Source organism: Agrobacterium fabrum str. C58, assembly GCF_000092025.1.
Classification (GTDB): Bacteria; Pseudomonadota; Alphaproteobacteria; order Rhizobiales; family Rhizobiaceae; genus Agrobacterium; species Agrobacterium fabrum.
The window spans coordinates 933,483-952,328 of record NC_003062.2; the positions used below are offsets into that span (position 1 = coordinate 933,483).

Below are 18,846 nucleotides of genomic sequence, written 5' to 3' on the forward strand. Positions count from 1 at the left end.
GCTCAGAGAACGCAACGAATGGGACGAAAGAAAGTTCAACCGCCGCCATGCTCCCGCATCGCCGTTTCGTATTTACCGCTGACACCTCTCGCAACTGGACGTAAAAACCGCCATATCAGGCAAAAGCAGGGAGTTTACCCGTGATGAAATTCGACAATTCCTATGCCCACCTGCCGGAGCGGTTCAGCGCCGCCGTGCTGCCCACGCCGGTGAAGGCGCCGCGCCTCATCGCCTTTAATCGTACGCTGGCGGAGGAGCTTCTTCTTGACGTTGCGGACCTCGACGATGACAGGCTGGCGGCGATCTTTTCCGGCAATGTCGTGCCTCAGGGGGCCGAGCCGCTGGCCATGGCCTATGCGGGCCACCAGTTCGGTGGTTTCGTGCCGCAGCTTGGCGATGGCCGCGCCATTCTTCTCGGCGAAGTAATCGACGTAAACGGCAGAAGGCGGGATATCCAGCTCAAGGGTTCCGGCCCCACGCCGTTTTCGCGCCGGGGAGACGGGCGCGCAGCGCTCGGCCCGGTGCTGCGCGAATATATCGTTTCGGAAGCCATGTTTGCGCTCGGCATACCCGCCACAAGGGCGCTGGCGGCCGTCCTTAGCGGCGACAGGGTGCAGCGTGAAGTAGGCCTGCCGGGCGGTGTCTTCACCCGTGTCGCGGCAAGCCATATCCGTGTCGGCACCTTCCAGTTCTTCGCCGCGCGCGAAGATGACGAGGCAATCAGGAGCCTCGCGGACTATGTCATCGACCGCCACTATCCAGACGCGAAAAACACCGAAAATCCCTATCTCGCTTTGCTTCGTGGCATTGCTGAAAGGCAGTGCGCGCTTATCGCCCGCTGGATGATGGTGGGTTTTATCCACGGCGTGATGAACACCGACAATATGGCGGTTTCCGGCGAGACCATCGATTTCGGCCCCTGCGCCTTTCTCGATGAATACCATCCGAACAAGGTGTTTTCCTCCATCGATGCGCAGGGCCGTTACGCCTACAACAACCAGCCCGGCATTGCGCAATGGAACATAGCGAGGTTGGCGGAATGCCTGCTGCCGCTGCTCGATCCTGAGGTGGAGAAAGCAGCCGAACTCGCCAACGCCGTACTGGCCGATTTCGCCGCCGCCTTTCCCCAACGCTGGCTCACTGGCATGCGCGAAAAGCTCGGCCTGACCACCGAGGAGGAGGGCGACATGGATCTGATCCAGTCGCTTCTTTCACTGATGCAGGCATCGGAAGCCGATTTTACACTGACCTTCCGGCGTCTTTCCCATGCGGCCAATGGCGATGCCGAGCCGTTCCGCGGCATGTTCATCGATATTGCCGGGGCGGACGCGTTTCTGACCCGCTGGCGGGAACGGGCTGGAAGGGAAGGTATTTCCGACTCCGAGAGGTCAGCCGCGATGCTGTCGATCAATCCGGCCATCATTCCGCGCAACCACCGCATCGAAGAACTGATCGAGGCGGCGGTGGAGGATGGCGATTTCGAGCCCTTCCACGCCATGCTGACGGCCATCGCAACGCCCTTCGAGGAACGGCCGGACAATTTCGTCTATATGCAGCCGCCGATGAGCCATGAGCGGGTGTTCAGGACGTTTTGCGGGACTTGAGCATCCGCCCGGGCCGTCTTGCCGGACCTTATCCGGCATCCAGCCGACGCGCGTCCGCGCGGCGAGAGCACTCTCTCCAGCCCAAGGGCTTGGGCTGGGTGGATACCGGCTCGAGGCCGGTATGACGGAGGAAACTGAAGGCGGTCTAAATCACCCCACCCGGGCCAGCGGCTCATGCGCGCCATAATACCGGCCGAACCGGTTCTCGAGGAACTTCGGTAGCGCCACTTCCTCTTGCCGCACGAAACCCTTCTGCGGCAAAGAGCCCTCGGCCAGAAGGTCGAGAACCGTGCAGATGCCGGCGGCGGTGGTGATCTGGATGGCGCTCATCATCCGGCCGGAAACCGGGCCGGCATACACTTTGTTGGCATAGGTTTCCTGCAGGAAACGGCCGTTGCGGGTGCCGCAGACGGTGACGAAGACGATGACCACATCCTGCATGGTGCCGGGCAGGGCATTTTCGAACAGGTCCTTCAGCACATCGCGGCGGTTGCGCAGGTTGAGATCGTTCAACAGCGCCTTCATGATCGCCACATGGCCGGGATAACGGATGGTGCGGTAATTCATCGTCCGCACCTTGCCCTCCAGCGTGGCGCATAAGGTGCCAAGCCCGCCCGAGGTGTTGAAGGCCTCGTAAGTAACGCCGTCGAGCGAGAATTCCTCACGCTCTTCCAGCGCCGGAACGGCGGTGAGACGACCTTCGACGATGGCTTCGCAGGGCTCGATATATTCGTTGATCAGCCCGTCCGTGCTCCAGGTGAGATTGTAGTTGAGCGCGTTGGATGGATATTGCGGCAGCGCGCCGACGCGCATGCGCACGCTGTCGAGCTTATCGAAGCGGGCGGCGAGATCGGCGGCGACGATGGAAATGAAGCCGGGCGCAAGGCCGCATTGCGGGATGAGCGCGCTTTCGGCCGTTTCCGCCAAGGCCTTGACCTTGCGGGTGGATTCCACGTCTTCGGTCAGATCGAGATAATGGGTGCCGACGGCGACGGCCGCTTCGGCGATGCCCGCCGTCAGATGGAAGGGGGCGGCGGAGAGCACGGCGAATTTGCCCTTCAGCAGTGCTTCCAGCGCCGGGCGGTCGGCGATATCGACGATCTCGGTATCGACGCGCTCATGAGCCGGCACATTCGCCAGCTGATCTGCCGAACGGTCGGCGACGGTGATGCGATAATCGCCCGTTGCGGCCAGCATCCAGGCAATGGCTGAACCGATGTTGCCTGCGCCGATGACGACGATGTTTTTCATATTTTTGTTCCCCGCAGAAAAATTCATAGGGCACAATCATATTGCGGTTCTGCTGCGATTCGAAGCTTCACTATGTGCATATTGAAGTCTATTATTAGACGATAAGACGACAGGATTGAACACTATGGCAATCGCCGACAAGGACCGGGCGCTGCTCGCCCTGCTTTCCGAAAACGCCCGCATGCCGGTGGCGGAACTGGCGCGCAAACTCGGGCTTTCCCGTACCACCGTGCAGGCGCGAATCGAGCGGCTGGAGGCCGATGGTGTGATTGCCGGTTACGGCTTGCGGCTGTCGGAAAGTTATCTTTCCGGGCTGGTGCGCGCCCATGTGCTGATCACCATCGGGCCGAAGGCACTGCCGGCGGTGACGGCGGCGCTCACCGCCATAAAAGAGGTGACGACGCTGCATTCGGTCAGCGGCACCTTCGATCTCATCGCCATTCTCGCCGCCCCCTCGATCCTCGATCTCGATCGGCTGATCGACAGGATCGGCGCACTTGATGGCGTGGAGCGCACGCTGTCGTCGATCATTCTGTCCACGCGGATTTCGCGATAGCGATTACGGGGAGTATAGGGGCTGTCACGGGCTAAGCCGCTACCCTCTCATCATAAGCCCTCTGCGCCGCCATCACCGCCTCGATATTGCCTTCCGCCCAATGGGCGAGTGCCGCCACCGTTTCGGTCAGCGTCCGCCCCAGCGGCGTCAGCGAATATTCGACCGTCACCGGCACGGTCGGAAAGGCCTGCCGTGAAATCAGGCCGTCGCGCTCGAGCTTCTTCAGCGTCTGCGACAGCACCTTCTGCGAAATGCCCTTAATCTCCCGCCGCAGCAGGTTGAAGCGCACCGCATCCACCCGCAATTTGTCGAGTATCAGTAGCGCCCATTTGTCGGCGATCCTGTCCAGCACCATGCGGGTGGGGCAGCGATCCTCATAGACGTCATAGATGTGTTCCATCGGTTTGTTCCGTGCTTTCAGCGGCATCTTTCGGGAGAAATCCGGTTTCCACGAGGAAACCAGATAACCGAAAAGTGCTCTCTTTTCATGATTTCTCCAACGCAGTATCTGTGTTTTCGAAACATGGTTTCCATTAGATACTAAGGATATTTGAGATGACAGGCAAGATACTCGTGATCGGTTCGACAGGCACCATCGGCACACCGCTGGTTAAAGCGCTGGTTGCAAGGGGCGAAAGCGTGAAGGCGGCGTCGCGCAGCGGTAAGCCGACCAATGGCGCGGAAGGCGTGCGCTTCGATTATACCGACCACGCCACTTTCGCGGATGCATTTGACGGCGTTGATCGCCTGTTCCTCATGCTGGCCGGCGGGCGTCTGGATACCATCGATGCACTGACGCCGGTCGTCGAGGAGGCCGCACGCCGCAAGGTGAAGATCGTCTTCCTCAGCGTTCTCGGTGTCGACGCCGACGATTCCATTCCCTATCGCCAGATCGAACTGAAGATCATCGCGTCAGGCACGCCTTACGTCATCCTGCGCCCCAACTGGTTCGCGGATAATTTCCACAGCTACTGGAAGGCCGGCATCGAGCACGGTCAGATCGCCGTTCCCGGCGGCGAGGGCAAGTCGAGCTTTATCGATGTGCGTGATATCGCCGACAGTGCCGCCGCGGCGCTTACCTCCGACGCCTTTAATGGCAAGGCTTTCAACCTAACGGGCCCGCAGGCGTTTGGTTACGCCGAGGCGGCTGCGCTGATCTCACAGGCGATCGGCAAGCCGGTGTCCTATAGCGCCGTTTCGGACGACGTCTTCATCGGCATCCTCACCGGTGCCGGCGTGCCGCAGGACTACGCATCCTTCCTCGCCTCGATCTTCTATCCCGTGCGTGAAGGCTGGACGGCCGTGGTGACCGGCGACGCGGAAACGCTGACCGGCCATGCTCCGCGTTCGCTGGAAACCTATATTGCCGACAATCTGGACCGCTTGAAGGGCTGAGGCTCAAAGCGGGCCCGCTGCGCTTACGCCGGATCGGTGGAGCCGCGGCGGGCCTTGAAGAGCATCTTCAACCGCTGGATATCCTCGGCATTCCAGCCCTGTGGCTGGGTCACCTCCATCCATGCGTCGATATAATGCTCCGGCGCATAGACATGGCCATAACCCATTGGCGCCGTGGTCGCGGCGGCAACATCGAGCCCGAGCTGCAGCAGGGTGACCACCGGGAACCAGCGGAAGGACGTGGAAACGTCGGGACCATGATGCACCATCCATTGCGGCCGCCGGTAAAGCGAAGCGGCTTCGAAGAAGGTGATGGGGTCGCTGGCATATTGCAGATAGACGATCCGCATCGGACCCCAGTCCACACCGGGCATATGGGCTGTCGTATATTGGTTGGCAAAGCGGATGACGGAGGAATCGCGGAAACGCGGCAGCCATTCCGGCGTGCCCTCCACCCGGCCATTTGTGGCCATGCGCCAGGTGGGGCTGGAAAAGGGCGGGCCGCTCCACAAGGCGCCCTGGAACGGGTCGGACAGCACATCATAGAGATCGGATGATTTCTGCGAATTGAGCGAACCGAGGCTGAGGCCATGCAGGTAGAGCTTCGGCCGTGTCTCCTTCGGCAAGGTGGTCCAATAGCCATAAACGGCTTCGAACAGGGCGCGCGCCGTCTCGACGCCGTAATCCGGTTCGGTCAGCAGCGCGATCCAGCTGGAGAGATAGGAATATTGCACGGCGACGCTGGCGATATCGCCATCATGCAGATATTCCACCGTATCCAGCGCTTCCGGATCGATCCAGCCGGTGCCGGTGGGGATGACGACGAGCAGAACCTTGCGCTCGAAACCGCCGACCCGCTTCAACTCCTGAAGCGCCAGCGCCGCCCGCTCTTCGGGTGTGGCGGCGGAATTCAGGCCCGCATAGACCCGGAGCGGCTCCTTGGCCGGGCGATGGGTGAAGGCGGAAATCTGCGTGCCGGCGGGGCCTTCCGCGACGAATTCCCGCCCGCGGCGGCCAAGCGATTCCCATGTCATCAACGAGGCGCTGCTGCCGGTTTTCAGCGGATCGGCCGGGCGCGGCACGTCAGGCTCGATCAGCGAATCCACCTGTTTCAGCGAGGAATCGGCAAACTTCAGGCCGATATCGAAGATCAGCCCGTTGAGCAGCATCCATGACAGCACGATGGCGGCGGCGATGCCGAGAACATTGGCCAGTCGGCGCGGCAGGAAGTGACGGCTGCGGGCGGCAAAGAACCGGCGGATCAGCTGGAAAAGCCGACCAGCGCCGATGAGCAGGGCCGCGACCAGCACGGCAAGGCCGCCGGTCTTGGTGGGGTGGGCGCTGGGCAGCGGATCAAGCTCCATCAGAACGCGAATCGAATTCTGCCAGTCCTTCGCCTGCCACAGGAAGGCAATCGCCGTGATGGCGGCGGCAAGGGCGATGAGAAACCGGACGCCGCGGACATTGTGGCGCGAGGGCTCGGGCAGCTCCAGATAGGCCCAGATGGCATGCAGGGCAACGCCGATCATGTAACCGATGGCGAAGGAAAAACCGCACAAAACGCCTTGCATCAGCCATGTACGCGGCAGAAGCGAGGGTGTGAGAGAAGCGCAGAAGAGTACCGTGCCGAAGACGATGCCGGTTGCCGAAAGACCCGCAAACAACCGCTCAACCCATTGTTTCACCAACTTGACTTGCCCCTTCTGTCCACCGCTTGCGGCGCAAGTGTAGTATGGTGCGGGGAAGGGTGCAAATGCTGTCATTAGGATAAAAATCACAATTATAGGAAAATAATCCTTTACAGCGTGACGGTGGTTTGGTAGTGTTTGGGTACGGTCGGAGATTTGCGGGCAAAGCTGCCTTGTGTCTCTCGATATAATCACTCCCAGGCCAATCCCATGACAAGTTCCCACACTTACGACCCGGCGCTCTACGGAGCCTGGCCGGAGACGCCCGCTTATGCCGACGATGACATGCCGGAAGCCGCCCCCGAAATAAAATCGCGGGCCGACAGGCTGGCCGCCGAGGATGCGGCGCGTAATGGCAATCTGCGACAATTGCTGAATGAGCTGACAGAGGAGATGCGCCAGCAATTCTCGATGTACCGCAATATGCGGGAGGCGGGCGAGGCGGGGCTTTTGCCCGATGCCGATGATGCGCAGGCCAAGCAGGCGCGCGCCGATGTGAAAATCGCAACGGATCAGCTGTCGCTCATCGTCCGCACGCTGGAACGGATCGATGCCCTGCAACGGGTGTTGGCGCAGGAACGGCAGGCGCTTATGGCCGAGGATGAAACCGAGACCGAGGACTACGAGGCGGCGGTGGCGCATTTCCTTGGACGCATCGACGATTTGGCCGAGCAGAAATGCCGAGAGAGGCTGGAGGCGATCGCTGCGTTGGGCACTTCCGTCGGGTCTGGCTGAGGCATGGCGGAATTTTTGACTGAAACCCGCTTGCAGGGACAGGTCTTCAACCTCCTGCGCGACTGGCGTTTCATCGGCAACCTGCCGCAGCAGGCGCCGGAGGGTGAGTGGCGGACATGGCTGCTGATCGGCGGACGTGGTTCCGGCAAGACCCGCGCCGGGGCCGAATGGGTGCACGCCGTTGCTTCCGCCGGCAAACAGTCGGATCTGCGCATCGCGCTGGTGGCTGAAACACTGGGCGATGCCCGCGAGGTGATGATCGACGGCATTTCCGGCATCTGCCGCATTGCCCGCCGCCATCGTCCCGCCTTCGAAGTGTCGCGCCGCCGGCTCCTCTGGCCGAATGGCGCGATGGCGCAGGTATTTTCCTCGGAGGACCCGGAAAGCCTGCGCGGCCCGCAATTTCACTTGGCCTGGTCGGATGAGCTGGGCAAATGGAAATATCCGCAGGAAACCTGGGACATGCTGCAATTTGGCCTTCGCCTGGGCGAGATGCCACGGCAACTGGTGACCACCACGCCGCGGCCCATCCCGCTGCTGAAGGCGTTGCTTTCTGATCCGACAAGCCGGGTGGCGCGGATGCCGACGGCGATGAATGCGCAGAACCTGTCGCCCGGTTTCCTGAAGGCCATGCAGGAGCGGTACGGCGGCACGCGGCTCGGCCGTCAGGAAATCGGCGGCGAGTTGATCGATGAGCGCGAAGGCGCGCTGTGGAAACGCGCCGATTTGGAAGCGATCATCGAGGCGGCGCATGAGCCGTTATCGCGCATCGTGGTGGCAGTCGATCCGCCTGCCGGTGTGGGAGAGAATTCCTGCTGCGGCATCGTTGTGGCGGGGCTTGGCATGTCCGGGCGGCTTGTGGTGCTGGCGGATTGTTCGGTGGAGGGTGAAACACCAGCGGGCTGGGCGCGCGCCGTGGTCGCCGCCTTCCGCCGCCACGAGGCGGACCGGGTGGTGGCCGAGGTCAACCAGGGTGGCGAAATGGTGCGGGCCATGCTGCAGAGCATAGATGCCAACCTGCCACTGACGCTGGTGCGCGCCAGCCGCGGCAAATTCACCCGCGCCGAGCCCGTCGCGGCACTCTACGAGCAGGGCCGGGTGCGCCATTCGGGGAGATTTGAAAAGCTGGAGGACCAGATGACGGATTTCGGGCCCGATGGCCTGTCATCCGGGCGTTCGCCAGACAGGCTGGACGCGCTCGTCTGGGCGATCACGGCACTGACGACGATGGTGGTGAATGAGCCGAGGGTGCGGGGGATGTGAGCTGGTGATTTCGGGCCTGCGAGCAGGGCTATCGAACCGCAAACAAGCGGGTGCCGCATGTTTCTTCTCCCCGGCGGGGAGAAGAAATCTTCGGCACCGCATCCGCCCAAAAGCGGGCATCCGGTGGGCCTTACTTCTTCGGAGACTGCGCGGGTTTCGGCTGAGAACCGGTTTCGCGCATCTGGCGCCACTCGTTTTCGAGGCGGTCATAAACGGTCTGGGGGATTGTCGCTGTCATGGTGGCATTCCTCCTTGATTGGTTAACGCAGCTGAACTGCGCGGTGAATGGAGTTAGCGCGCTAAGGTTCCGGAATTCAAGGAATTTTTTACCCCAAAACCCCGGGCGGCGGATTAAAATCGATTAAGGTTTTTTCAAATCGATTTAGTCCTGACGGCTGTCATGTGGAAAACCGGGCGCTTTGCCGCCCGTCACTTTCAGGAGCCTTCCATGGCCTATGACGAGGCGCGATTCTTCGCGTCGGTGCGAATTTCTATTTTCGGGGGCCGCCTGCGCGCCGCCCAGCTTGCCGGCACGAAAACGGTGCTTGCCGGTTTCGAAAAGGCGCTGCCGGGCGGCGATCCGCGCTGGCTGGCCTATATGCTGGCGACGGCCTTTCACGAGACGGCGGCGACAATGCAGCCGGTGCGCGAGACATTGGCGGCAAGCGATGCCGAAGCGATCGTGAGACTCGACCGCGCCTTTGCGGCGGGCAGGCTGCCCATGGTGCGCAAACCCTATTGGCGGCTCGATGCCGAAGGAAAAAGCTGGCTGGGGCGCGGTTTCGTGCAACTGACCCATCGCCGCAACTACGAAGCCATGTCGGCGCTGACCGGCATCGACCTGGTGAAGCGCCCGGAGCGGGCCATGGAGGCGGAAGTGGCAACGGCGATCCTGATTCACGGCATGGTGGCCGGCAGCTTCACCGGCCGCAGCCTTGCCGATTTCTTCAGTGGCGAAGACGAGGATTGGGATGGCGCCCGCGCCATCATCAATGGCAGCGACCGGGCGCGGCTCATAGGCAGCTACGGACGGGCATTTCATCGCGCCCTTGTTATGGCGCCGATTGTCACGGCGCGGATTGAACCGGCGTCGGCCAGATGATAACCCGTTACACCGTGCCGCTGAGGCCGCTCTTGAACTTTGCATGACAGGTGACACCGTGATCCGCCATATCGTCTTTTTCACCGTTCCCGAGGAAAACCGCGACGCCGTGCGCAAGGGGCTTTCCGGCCTCACCGCCATACCGCATGCGCTGAAGCTGGAAATCGGCGAGAACGTCAAGAAGGATCAATGGGGCAACTCGGTCGATTTCATCGTCTATGGCGAGTTTGAAAACGAGGCGGCGCTGGCGGCCTACAAGGCCGATCCGGCCTATGACCTTTCGACCCGCACGGTAAAGCCCCTGCGCGAGACCCGTGTTGCGGCCGATTTCAACAGCGATACGGCGGTGAAGGCCCCGATCCGGTAACGTCTCGTTTCGTCTGCGAAGTAACGCGCATGCACATTTAGTCTGCTGACAACGGGCGCAAACCTTCCTCCGTCATAGGGCTCAGGCCTCCTCCGCCCTCATTCCTGTGCTTGTCACAGGAATCCAGTCGACGCGCGTCTGCGCGGCGAGAGGACTCTTTTCAGCCAAAGGACTTTGGCTGGCTGGATCCCTGTGAGAAACACGGGGAAGAGGGCCGGGCGGGAGGCTGAGCCGGAATAAAAACAAGGACAATTCCATGCGATTTCCTTTCTCCCTGCCGTGGCTGCGCCCGGCGGATGGCAAAGCCGTGCCTGAAAGCCGGAAAATGGCCGAGGGCTTCATGGCCGTGGCGGTGCAGGGCGGGCCCGCCTTCTGGTCCGGCCGTTCCTATGCCGCTCTGGCCCGCGAGGGTTTCATGAAAAACCCGGTCGCCCACCGCGCCGCCCGCATGGTGGCGGAAACGTCCGCCGCCGTCAGCTGGCTGATTTATGATGGCGACGAGGAGCTGGCCGATCATCCGCTGCTGGCATTGCTGTCGCAGCCGAGCGCCCATATGGGCGGGCCGGATTTTTTCGAGGCGCTTTACGGCCACCTTATGCTCTCCGGAAACGCCTATATCGAACCGCTGATGATTGGCGGGCGGTTGCGCGAGCTGCATCTCCTGAGGCCCGATCGGGTCAGCATCGTCGAGGGGCCGGATGGCTGGCCGGTGGCTTATGAATACCGCGCTGAGGGCCGTGCCGCGCGGCGCATCGCCGCCGAGCGCGACGGGCTGGGGCTTCTGCATCTGAAGCTTTTCCATCCGCTGGACGACCGGGTCGGTTTTGCGCCGCTCGCCTCTGCCGGTGCGGCGCTCGATCTCCACAATGCCGCAAGCCATTGGAACAAGCGCCTGCTCGATAATTCCGCCCGGCCTTCCGGTGCGCTGGTCTATCAGCCCAAGGAGGGCGGCAATCTCTCCACCGAGCAATATGATCGGCTGAAGCGCGAGCTGGAGGAGGGCTATCAGGGCGCCATGAATGCCGGCCGGCCGCTGCTTCTGGAAGGCGGGCTGGACTGGAAGGCCATGGGTCTTTCGCCGCGCGACATGGATTTTCTGGAAGCACGCAACGGTGCTGCCCGCGATATCGCGCTCTCGCTCGGCGTGCCGCCGATGCTGATCGGTATTCCCGGTGACAATACCTATGCCAATTACCAGGAGGCGAATCGCGCCTTTTATCGCCTCACCGTGCTGCCGCTGGTTTATCGCACGGCGGCAAGGCTCTGCGGCTGGCTGGCACCGGTCTTCGGCGCCGGGTTGAGGCTTGAACCCGATCTCGACAGGATCGCCGGGCTTGCCGGCGAGCGGGATGCGCTCTGGACGCGCATCGGCGCGGCATCCTTTTTGAGCGACGAGGAAAAACGCGAAGCCGTCGGTTACTGAGCGGTAGGAACCACGTCCATGAAACGGGCGGGTTCAGTTGAATCACTTTCTGAAGAAGCGGACTCTCTTTGTGAGGTCTTCCGCCCAAGCGATTCCGAAGATTCGAAAATCACCCATCACAGGCGTGCAGAAAACGCCGGCGGGCGGCGCGGTGCGTCGGCCCGATAACACCATCCTAAACGGGAATGATTACCCATGTCTGAATTCGCCAATGAGGCCGGTATCTGGGCCGCCCGTATTACCGGCGCCATTGCGGGTGCCGGCGTATCGCTTGTTTATCTGCTGCCGAAAAGCAAACGCGAGGCGGCGAGCCGTTTCGTCACCGGCGTTTCCTGCGGCATGATCTTCGGCGGGCCGATCGGCCTTTGGATCGTGCAGCAGCTCGATATTGCCGGTGCGCTTTCAGGCCGGGAAATCATGGTGGCCGGCTCCGCTGCCGCCAGCATGGGCGCCTGGTGGGGGCTCGGCGTTCTGGTGCGCATCGCCGACCGATACGGCACACGCCCGCGCGCCTGATAGCCCTTCGCCGGCGTCGTTTTCTCCCTTCACATCGCAGGAGCTTTTCGTGCACGTCTATCGCGGGCCGCGTCCCGCCACGCGCAAATTCGCCAGTCTGGAACTGCGCGGCATCACCAGCGATGGCACCTTTTCCGGTTATGCCAGCGTCTTCGGCGAAGTCGATCTCGGTAAGGACGTAATCGAACGCGGCGCTTTCCGCCGCTCGATCGAGGAACGGGGAGCGGCGGGTATCCGCATGCTCTACCAGCATGATCCGGCCGAGCCGATCGGCGCATGGCGCACCATCCGTGAGGACGAGCGTGGCCTTTATGTCGAAGGTATCCTCGCACCCGGCGTCGCCCGTTCCCGCGAGGTGCATTCGCTGATGAAGACCGGCGCGTTGGACGGGTTGTCGATCGGCTTTCGTACTGTTCGCTCCGGCAAGGGCGCGGGCAGTGGCGTGCGGCGCATTCTGGAAGCCGATCTCTGGGAAATCTCGGTCGTGACCTTCCCGATGCTGCCTTCGGCGCGGGTCTCCGACGTCAAGCATGCCCGCTTCTTCCGGGATCGCGAGACCGAACTGGTGCGCGCGATGCGCCGTGCCGCCCGCTCGCTGTTTGACACAACCTTCAAACGCTGACCCTCCAGGTATCTACGAAAAAGGAAAACCACATGACGGACCAGATGACGACACCGGCCCCGATGACCGTCGCGCCGCAGGTAAAAGCCGTGCCGGATACGGTGACGGCCGCCTTCGACGACTTCATGGAGGCCTTCGAAGCCTTCCGCGAAACCAACGACCAGCGGCTTGCCGATATCGAGCGCAAGATGGGGTCGGATGTCGTGACCCGCGACAAGCTCGACCGCATCGACAAGGCGCTCGACGACAACCGCATGATCATGGACGACCTCGCGCTCAAAAAAGCGCGACCCGCGCTTGGCCGCAAGGACGGCATTTCCCACGATGCCGGGGAGCACAAGGCGGCGTTCGAGGCCTATATCCGCCGTGGCGAGGAGGGCGCACTGCGCGATCTCGAGGCGAAGGCCTTCGCCGGCTCGACCGGGACAGATGGCGGTTTTCTGCTGCCGAGCGAGACGGACGGCGAGATCGGCCGGCGCATGACAGCGATTTCGCCGATCCGGGCGCTGGCGACCGTGCGGCAGGTTTCCGCCGCTGTGCTGAAAAAACCCTTCGCACTCGGTGGGATGACGACCGGCTGGGTTTCCGAAACGGCGGCACGTCCGCAGACGGCAACACCGCAGCTTGCCGAGCTTTCTTTCCCGACCATGGAGCTTTACGCCATGCCGGCTGCAACCCAGGGGCTGCTGGATGATGCGGCGGTCGATATCGAAGCCTGGATCGCTTCCGAAGTGGACATCGCCTTTGCCGAACAGGAGGCCGCCGCCTTCATCGCCGGTGACGGCGTCAACAAACCCAAGGGTTTCCTGTCGTATACCGCCATCGCCAATGATGGCTGGAACTGGGGCAATATCGGTTATGTCGCGACCGGCGTTTCGGCCGGTTTCGCCTCGGCCGGGCCGATGGACGTGCTGCTCGATGCCGTCTATGCGCTGAAGGCCGGCCATCGCCAGAACGGCACCTTCCTGATGAACCGCAAGACGCAAGGAGCGCTGCGCCGTTTCAAGGATACCAGCGGCGCCTATCTCTGGCACCCGCCGGCCGCAGCCGGTCAGCCGGCATCGCTGATGGGCTTTCCGGTAACGGAGGCCGAGGACATGCCTGGTGTGGCCGCCAACAGCTTCGCCATTGCCTTTGGCGATTTCCGCGCCGGCTACCTCGTCGTCGACCGTACCGGCGTGCGTATCCTGCGCGATCCCTATTCGGCGAAACCCTATGTGCTGTTCTACACCACCAAGCGCGTGGGTGGCGGCGTGCAGAATTTCGAGGCGATCAAGCTGGTGAAATTCGGGGTGAATTGATAGCCGCTGTGCTGCCCTTTTCTTCTCCCCGGCCAGGGAGAAGAAACAAGCGGCACCCGCTCGCTCCCCATTCGACCATCTTCCTTCCGGAGACCCCATGACCTATGCCCTCATTCATCCGCCGCAGGCGGAGCCGCTGACGCTTGCCGAGGTCAAGGCGCATCTGCGTCTCGACGGCGGCGAGGAGGACGCGCTTCTGGCCGCACTGCTTCGCACCGCCCGTGAACATCTGGAGCGGGTGACCGGCCTTTGCCTCATCCGCCAGACCTGGCGGCTTTATCTCGACCGGTGGCCTGAGACCGGCGTGATTCTGATTGGCAAGGGACCGGTGCAAGCCATCGAAACGATTCTGGTTTTTGACGGTCAGGGCCGCGCGGCAGATATCACCGGCGCTGACAGATTGCTCGACGGCCTGGCGCGCCCGGCGCGGCTGTGGCTGCGCGATCCGCCGAGCCCCGGCCGGGCGATGAACGGCATCGAGATCGATTTCGTCGCCGGTTACGGCGAGGCCGGCACGGATGTGCCCGGCACGCTGAAACGCGCCATGCTGATGCATGTGGCGCAGATGTTCGCTTTTCGCGGCGCGGTCGCGCCGGAAAACCAGCCTGCGGCGGTTCCCGCCGGTTATGAGCGGCTGGTGGCGCCCTTCTGCCGTCTGGGGCTTTGAGCCATGAACCTCGTTTTTCTCGATCCCGGCAAGCTGACGGCGCGGCTGGAGCTGGAACTGCGCACCGACGTAGCGGACGGGCAGGGCGGCGCAACGGAAAGCTGGACCGTCCTGCGGTCGCTTTGGGCCGCCATCGAACCGGTTTCCGAGGCCTCCCATGAGCGGGCCTCAGCCGAGGGTGTGACAATCACCCACCGCGTCTGGCTGGCCTTTCGCAGCGACGTCACTGCCGGCATGCGCTTTCGCAAAGACCGTCGCATTCTGGCGATCCGGGCGACGATGGATCCCGACGAGACGCGCCGCTTCATCGTCTGCCGTTGCGAGGAGGAAAGCCGATGAGCGCTGTCAACGCCTTGCTGCAGGCGATTTTCGCGCGGCTGACGGGCGACGCGGCGCTGATGACGCTCATCACCGGCGGCGTTGTCGACCGGCTTCTGCCGCACGCTGTTCTGCCGTGCATCGTGCTCGGCGATCTTGAAAGCCGGGACTATTCGACGGCGACGGAAAAGGCCGAGGAGCATTTCCTGTCGCTGCAAATCTGGAGCGATGCCAATGGCCGCAAGGGGGCGGGGGAAATCGCCGCTCGGGTGAAAAACCTGCTCGACGATGCGGCGTTGTCGATCGCGGGTGTCTCCCTCGTCAATCTGCAGCTTCTATCAAGCCGCTCGCGGCGCGAGACGAAGACCCGGAACTTTGTTTCGGAGATGCGTTTCAGGGCCGTGACGGAATAGCGTTGCGTCAGGCCCCCTGTCTGACTGTTCTCCATAACAGAATCAACAGCAGCACGGAAAGGCCGATCAGAATGGAGGCGATGCCCAGCATGGCGCCCACGCCGCCGCGATCCAGTGCCATGGTGAAAATGACCGGCGCAACGGCAATGGCCAGATTTTGCGGAAGCGAGATGCGGGCAGCCTGAAGGCCATATTGTGTGGGGGAAAACACCGCAAGCGGCAGCACGGCGCGGCTGACCGTCAGCACACCCGCACCAAAGCCGAAAAAGGCGATGAAGCCGATGAAGGCAGGCATGGCCGGCGAAAAGCCAATCAGCAGCACGAAAGAAACGAGCAGCAGACAGAGGCCGATCATGCAGGTGACAAAGGGATTGCCGCGTTTCCCGAGCAGGAAATCCAGCCCGCGTGCCGTTATGGCAAGCACGCTGCGTACTGACGCCAGCTGGATGGCAAGGGCTTGCGAAGCGCCGGAATGAACCAGCAGCAACGGCAGGAGCGGTGAGAGGCCAAAGGCGGTGAAGGCGCTGAGCGTCGTCATCGCTGCCAGAAGTAAAAATGCGCGACGCGTATCGACTGGCACCTTTGGGGCATCTGCGGTTTTCAAGCTGTGGTCGGTATTGGGTGCCGTTCTTTGCGGAAGAACGAAAAGGTAAAGCGGCAGAAGCACGAAAAGCTGAAAACAGCCGTAAAAGATTAGGGTGCCGCGCCAGCCAAGATGCTGGTCTGCAAAGGCGGTGAAAGGCAGAAAAACAGCGCCCGAAAGGCCGGTGAACACCATGAGCAACGTCAGCGAACGGCGGCTTTCCGCCCCGACGCGTTCCACCACCGCCGTATGGGCCGCCGTCGTCAACCCGCATGTTCCCGCAAGCCCCATCACGGCCCAGCCGAGAAGATAGCTCACTACGCCGCCCGCAGAGGCAAGCAAGCCGAAGCCAGCCGCAAAGAGAATGGTGCCTGTCACCAGCACGGGGGCTGCGCCGTGTCGCACGAGCATGCGTCCAAGCAGCGGACCGCAGAGCGCGCTGATCGTCATCATGACGGTGAGACCCAAAAAAACGACTTCATTGGAGAGGTGCAGCTCGCTGCCGATCCGTGGACCAAGAATGGCCAGCATGTCGAAACCCGAACCCCAGCTGAGCACCTGTCCGAGCGCCAGCACGCCGATAAGGCGTGTACGGGACGTCAGGGAGGCAGCATCGGACATGGCAAGATCGCTGAATGCGAGAGGAAGGAACATTTTTGGTCGCAGGTCGCAAAACCCTGCAACCGCAATCGAAACGGAAGGAAACATGATGGTGGCGCAGAAGGGTAAGGATTTTCTGCTGAAATTCAACAATACCGGAACATATCTCACTGTTGCCGGGCTCAGAACTCAGCGGCTGGCCTTTAACGCCCAGGCGGTGGACATTACCGACGGCGAAAGCGCCGGGCGCTGGCGCGAGTTGCTGGCGGGTGCTGGCGTGCAAAGGGCCGCGCTGACGGCGTCGGGCATCTTCAAGGACGCGGCTAGCGATGCACTGGTGCGCGGCGCGTTTTTCGCCGGCACCATTCCGGGCTGGCAGATCGTCATTCCCGATTTCGGCACCATCGCCGGACCGTTCCAGATCGTGGCGCTCGAATATTCGGGCCGCCACGATGGCGAGGTGCAATTCGAGATCGCGCTGGAATCCGCCGGTCTTCTCACATTTGGAGTGCTGTGATGCCTGAGCGTTTGCGTTACGGACGGGCGAACCGTCATCGCGGCGAGATCGAGGCGCTGATCGACGGTGAAAGGCGCATCCTGTGCCTGACGCTGGGCGCGCTCGCCGAACTCGAAACCGCCTTTGCAGCCGACGACCTCACGGCACTCGCAGGGCGTTTCGCCAGCGGCCGCATGAAGGCCGCCGACATGATCCGGGTCATCGGCGCGGGCCTGCGCGGTGCCGGCAACGTCTTTTCCGATGAAGATGTGGCCACGGCGACGGTGGAGGGCGGCATTGCCGGCCACGCCGCGATCGTCGCCGATCTCCTGACCGCCACCTTCGGCGGCCTGAAGGGTGACGCAACACCGGACCCTTGAATGCCGCAGCAGGCGAGGCGACAACCCGCCCCTTTCCCTGGCCGGCGGTCATCCATGCCGGCCTCTGCCTGCTGCGGCTTTCTTCTGAGACTTTCTGGCGGCTGACACCGAAGGAGTTCTTCGCGATGACGGGCGGTTACGTCGTTCCGCAGGGTCCTGATCGGCAGGCAATGGAGGCGATGATGCGGCGGTTTCCGGATGGGTGACGGCGTCAGGGCATCTTTCGCGGCCGGCCGCCCTTCGCACCGTTGGCGCGGCTGGCGGCTGTCTTCGCCGGGGAACGGGATTGCCCGCCCTTGCGCTGCGCTTCCATGAAGGTGCGGCTGCCAAAGATGCCGTTCATCAGGCCGGCGATCGTATAGTCGACATCGAGGTTCTCCCAATGCAGGCCGGTCTCGCCGAGAAGTTCGACTTCGGCGAGTTGCTCTGCCGTGGCGTCCTGCAAGCCTTCCAGCGCCCGGGCCGGAAACATGAAACAGGCGCCATTGGTGAAATCGACGATGACGCGCGCCGACGCTGCTTCGAAACGCACGGAGACCGGAATGGGACGCCCGGCGCGCTCCTTTTGCCAGCGCTCCTTGGCGGCGGCGAGTTCCATGTCGCTGACATCAACCATGATATCGTCTCCAGGTTTCCATAAACAGCGTCCGGTTCTCTTCGATCACGGCAACGGCGCGACGAACGTCCCGGTCCGACATGCCGCCCTGCGTGAGAACGGTGAGGCTGACGATATCGATACGGGCTTCACCCTCTCCATAGACATGGGCATGCGGCGGCTCGTGATCGGCCGTGTAGATGACGAAACGCATGCCATGCTGGCGCAGAACGGTGACCACGATAACCATAACCCATGAAGTTGGGTTTTGAAAGGACTTGGGCTGAAGCAATGGTTTTTTAAAAAGCTGTTTCAGCACCATGCATTCCCCAGTTGAATCAGAAAGGCAAGCGCGATGGCGGGCGAAGAATCGATTGCGGAGAACCGGCAGGAGGCGGAAGCTCTTTCCGAGGTGATGGGTGATCTCGAACGGCGCTCGGAGCGGTTCGGGGCGGCGCTGACCTCCGCCTTGCAGGCAGCGACGACGGGCGGCAAGGGGCTGGACGATGTGTTGCGCGGGCTCGGGCAGCGGCTGTCCGGCATTGCGCTTTCGGCTGGGCTGAAGCCGCTGGAGAACATGATCGGCAATGCCGTCGGCGGGCTGTTGAATGGCGGCGGGTCGCTCTTTGCCTTTGCCGAGGGAGGTGTTCCGGCGCGCGCCATCACGCCTTTTGCGGAGGGCGGGGTCGTTTCGAGCCCTGCCTTTTTCCCGATGGGCGGCGGGCTTGGACTGATGGGGGAAGCGGGGGCGGAGGCGATCCTGCCGCTGAAGCGTGGTTCGGACGGTGCTCTCGGTGTCGCCGCACCCTCGGGCGGCGGCGGGGCGCAGATCGTTTTTAACGTGACGGCCACCGATGCGGCAAGTTTCCGCAAAAGCGAAGGGCAGATCGCCGCGATGCTGGCGCGCAGCGTCGGGCGTGGCCAGCGGGGATTGTGACGCAAGCGCTGCCCGCATCTCCCACGTCCCAACC

At 62.5% G+C, this 18,846-nt stretch carries 24 protein-coding genes; 18 read left to right on the top strand and 6 right to left on the bottom strand.

Annotated features, from left to right (window positions below; genetic code table 11):
* The first annotated feature begins 143 nt into the window (after positions 1–143).
* Positions 144–1,604 carry a protein adenylyltransferase SelO gene (locus ATU_RS04665; protein ID WP_010971275.1) on the top strand — a complete coding sequence of 487 codons (1,461 nt, stop codon included), beginning with the start codon at positions 144–146 and terminating at the stop codon, positions 1,602–1,604.
* A 150-nt stretch (positions 1,605–1,754) separates the two neighbouring features.
* Here the strand turns inward: ATU_RS04665 and ATU_RS04670 are convergent, their stop codons facing one another.
* A complete protein-coding gene (locus ATU_RS04670; protein ID WP_010971276.1) occupies positions 1,755–2,855 on the bottom strand; it encodes a saccharopine dehydrogenase family protein in 1,101 nt (366 codons plus the stop codon).
* Between the two features lie 124 nt (positions 2,856–2,979).
* On the opposite strand from ATU_RS04670, the gene ATU_RS04675 reads away from it, so the two are divergent.
* On the top strand, positions 2,980–3,411 hold the full coding sequence (locus ATU_RS04675) for an Lrp/AsnC family transcriptional regulator (RefSeq protein WP_010971277.1): 432 nt from the start codon (positions 2,980–2,982) through the stop codon (positions 3,409–3,411).
* A gap of 31 nt (positions 3,412–3,442) precedes the next feature.
* Here ATU_RS04675 and ATU_RS04680 read toward each other — a convergent pair whose 3' ends face one another.
* On the bottom strand, positions 3,443–3,811 hold the full coding sequence (locus ATU_RS04680; RefSeq protein WP_010971278.1) for a winged helix-turn-helix transcriptional regulator: 369 nt from the start codon (positions 3,809–3,811) through the stop codon (positions 3,443–3,445).
* 155 nt (positions 3,812–3,966) lie between these two features.
* On the opposite strand from ATU_RS04680, the gene ATU_RS04685 reads away from it, so the two are divergent.
* Positions 3,967–4,806 carry an SDR family oxidoreductase gene (locus tag ATU_RS04685; protein WP_010971279.1) on the top strand — a complete coding sequence of 280 codons (840 nt, stop codon included), beginning with the start codon at positions 3,967–3,969 and terminating at the stop codon, positions 4,804–4,806.
* A gap of 23 nt (positions 4,807–4,829) precedes the next feature.
* Here the strand turns inward: ATU_RS04685 and ATU_RS04690 are convergent, their stop codons facing one another.
* Positions 4,830–6,470, bottom strand: a complete 1,641-nt coding sequence (locus ATU_RS04690; RefSeq protein ID WP_035256428.1) for an alpha/beta hydrolase — start codon at positions 6,468–6,470, stop codon at positions 4,830–4,832.
* 234 nt (positions 6,471–6,704) lie between these two features.
* Here ATU_RS04690 and ATU_RS04695 point away from each other — a divergent pair, with 234 nt between their 5' ends.
* The 11 genes from ATU_RS04695 (at position 6,705) to ATU_RS04745 (ending at position 15,221) form a co-directional block, all read left to right on the top strand.
* Complete coding sequence (locus tag ATU_RS04695; protein ID WP_010972619.1) at positions 6,705–7,229, top strand: hypothetical protein; 525 nt, start codon at positions 6,705–6,707, stop codon at positions 7,227–7,229.
* Between the two features lie 3 nt (positions 7,230–7,232).
* The gene (locus ATU_RS04700) at positions 7,233–8,492 is read left to right on the top strand and encodes a DNA-packaging protein (RefSeq protein ID WP_035256432.1); all 1,260 of its coding nucleotides are present in this window, start codon (positions 7,233–7,235) and stop codon (positions 8,490–8,492) included.
* A 448-nt stretch (positions 8,493–8,940) separates the two neighbouring features.
* Complete coding sequence (locus tag ATU_RS04705) at positions 8,941–9,594, top strand: lysozyme family protein (RefSeq protein WP_010972645.1); 654 nt, start codon at positions 8,941–8,943, stop codon at positions 9,592–9,594.
* A gap of 58 nt (positions 9,595–9,652) precedes the next feature.
* A complete protein-coding gene (locus tag ATU_RS04710) occupies positions 9,653–9,961 on the top strand; it encodes a Dabb family protein (RefSeq protein WP_010971282.1) in 309 nt (102 codons plus the stop codon).
* Between the two features lie 256 nt (positions 9,962–10,217).
* Positions 10,218–11,384 (top strand): phage portal protein, encoded by a 1,167-nt coding sequence (locus tag ATU_RS04715; RefSeq protein ID WP_010971283.1) that lies wholly within the window; start codon positions 10,218–10,220, stop codon positions 11,382–11,384.
* 195 nt (positions 11,385–11,579) lie between these two features.
* Complete coding sequence (locus ATU_RS04720) at positions 11,580–11,900, top strand: DUF6107 family protein (RefSeq protein ID WP_010971284.1); 321 nt, start codon at positions 11,580–11,582, stop codon at positions 11,898–11,900.
* Positions 11,901–11,949: 49 nt separating this feature from the next.
* A complete protein-coding gene (locus ATU_RS04725; RefSeq protein WP_010971285.1) occupies positions 11,950–12,522 on the top strand; it encodes an HK97 family phage prohead protease in 573 nt (190 codons plus the stop codon).
* 32 nt (positions 12,523–12,554) lie between these two features.
* A complete protein-coding gene (locus ATU_RS04730) occupies positions 12,555–13,823 on the top strand; it encodes a phage major capsid protein (RefSeq protein ID WP_010971286.1) in 1,269 nt (422 codons plus the stop codon).
* 97 nt (positions 13,824–13,920) lie between these two features.
* On the top strand, positions 13,921–14,490 hold the full coding sequence (locus ATU_RS04735; RefSeq protein WP_035256436.1) for a head-tail connector protein: 570 nt from the start codon (positions 13,921–13,923) through the stop codon (positions 14,488–14,490).
* A gap of 3 nt (positions 14,491–14,493) precedes the next feature.
* Positions 14,494–14,829 (top strand): phage head closure protein, encoded by a 336-nt coding sequence (locus ATU_RS04740; protein ID WP_035256438.1) that lies wholly within the window; start codon positions 14,494–14,496, stop codon positions 14,827–14,829.
* Complete coding sequence (locus tag ATU_RS04745; RefSeq protein ID WP_010971288.1) at positions 14,826–15,221, top strand: DUF3168 domain-containing protein; 396 nt, start codon at positions 14,826–14,828, stop codon at positions 15,219–15,221. The genes ATU_RS04740 and ATU_RS04745 overlap by 4 nt, the downstream gene beginning before the upstream one ends.
* Before the next feature lie 7 nt (positions 15,222–15,228).
* On the opposite strand, the gene ATU_RS04750 is transcribed toward ATU_RS04745, so the two are convergent.
* The gene (locus ATU_RS04750; RefSeq protein ID WP_035256735.1) at positions 15,229–16,425 is read right to left on the bottom strand and encodes an MFS transporter; all 1,197 of its coding nucleotides are present in this window, start codon (positions 16,423–16,425) and stop codon (positions 15,229–15,231) included.
* Between the two features lie 88 nt (positions 16,426–16,513).
* Here ATU_RS04750 and ATU_RS04755 point away from each other — a divergent pair, with 88 nt between their 5' ends.
* From ATU_RS04755 to ATU_RS04765, 3 genes are read left to right on the top strand one after another with little or no spacing between them, the layout of a single operon-like run.
* Positions 16,514–16,921 carry a phage major tail protein, TP901-1 family gene (locus ATU_RS04755; protein WP_035214777.1) on the top strand — a complete coding sequence of 136 codons (408 nt, stop codon included), beginning with the start codon at positions 16,514–16,516 and terminating at the stop codon, positions 16,919–16,921.
* Positions 16,921–17,280 carry a gene transfer agent family protein gene (locus ATU_RS04760; protein ID WP_035256441.1) on the top strand — a complete coding sequence of 120 codons (360 nt, stop codon included), beginning with the start codon at positions 16,921–16,923 and terminating at the stop codon, positions 17,278–17,280. The genes ATU_RS04755 and ATU_RS04760 overlap by 1 nt, the downstream gene beginning before the upstream one ends.
* A complete protein-coding gene (locus tag ATU_RS04765) occupies positions 17,277–17,486 on the top strand; it encodes a rcc01693 family protein (RefSeq protein WP_035256443.1) in 210 nt (69 codons plus the stop codon). The genes ATU_RS04760 and ATU_RS04765 overlap by 4 nt, the downstream gene beginning before the upstream one ends.
* A 5-nt stretch (positions 17,487–17,491) precedes the next feature.
* Here ATU_RS04765 and ATU_RS04770 read toward each other — a convergent pair whose 3' ends face one another.
* Entirely contained in the window at positions 17,492–17,896 is a 405-nt protein-coding gene (locus ATU_RS04770; RefSeq protein WP_010971291.1) for a DUF2442 domain-containing protein, read from the bottom strand.
* Positions 17,889–18,197 (bottom strand): DUF4160 domain-containing protein, encoded by a 309-nt coding sequence (locus tag ATU_RS04775; RefSeq protein ID WP_236762261.1) that lies wholly within the window; start codon positions 18,195–18,197, stop codon positions 17,889–17,891. Before ATU_RS04775 ends, ATU_RS04770 begins: the two co-directional genes overlap by 8 nt.
* Before the next feature lie 33 nt (positions 18,198–18,230).
* Here ATU_RS04775 and ATU_RS04780 point away from each other — a divergent pair, with 33 nt between their 5' ends.
* Positions 18,231–18,812 carry a phage tail tape measure protein gene (locus ATU_RS04780; RefSeq protein ID WP_010972646.1) on the top strand — a complete coding sequence of 194 codons (582 nt, stop codon included), beginning with the start codon at positions 18,231–18,233 and terminating at the stop codon, positions 18,810–18,812.
* Positions 18,813–18,846: the final 34 nt, after the last annotated feature.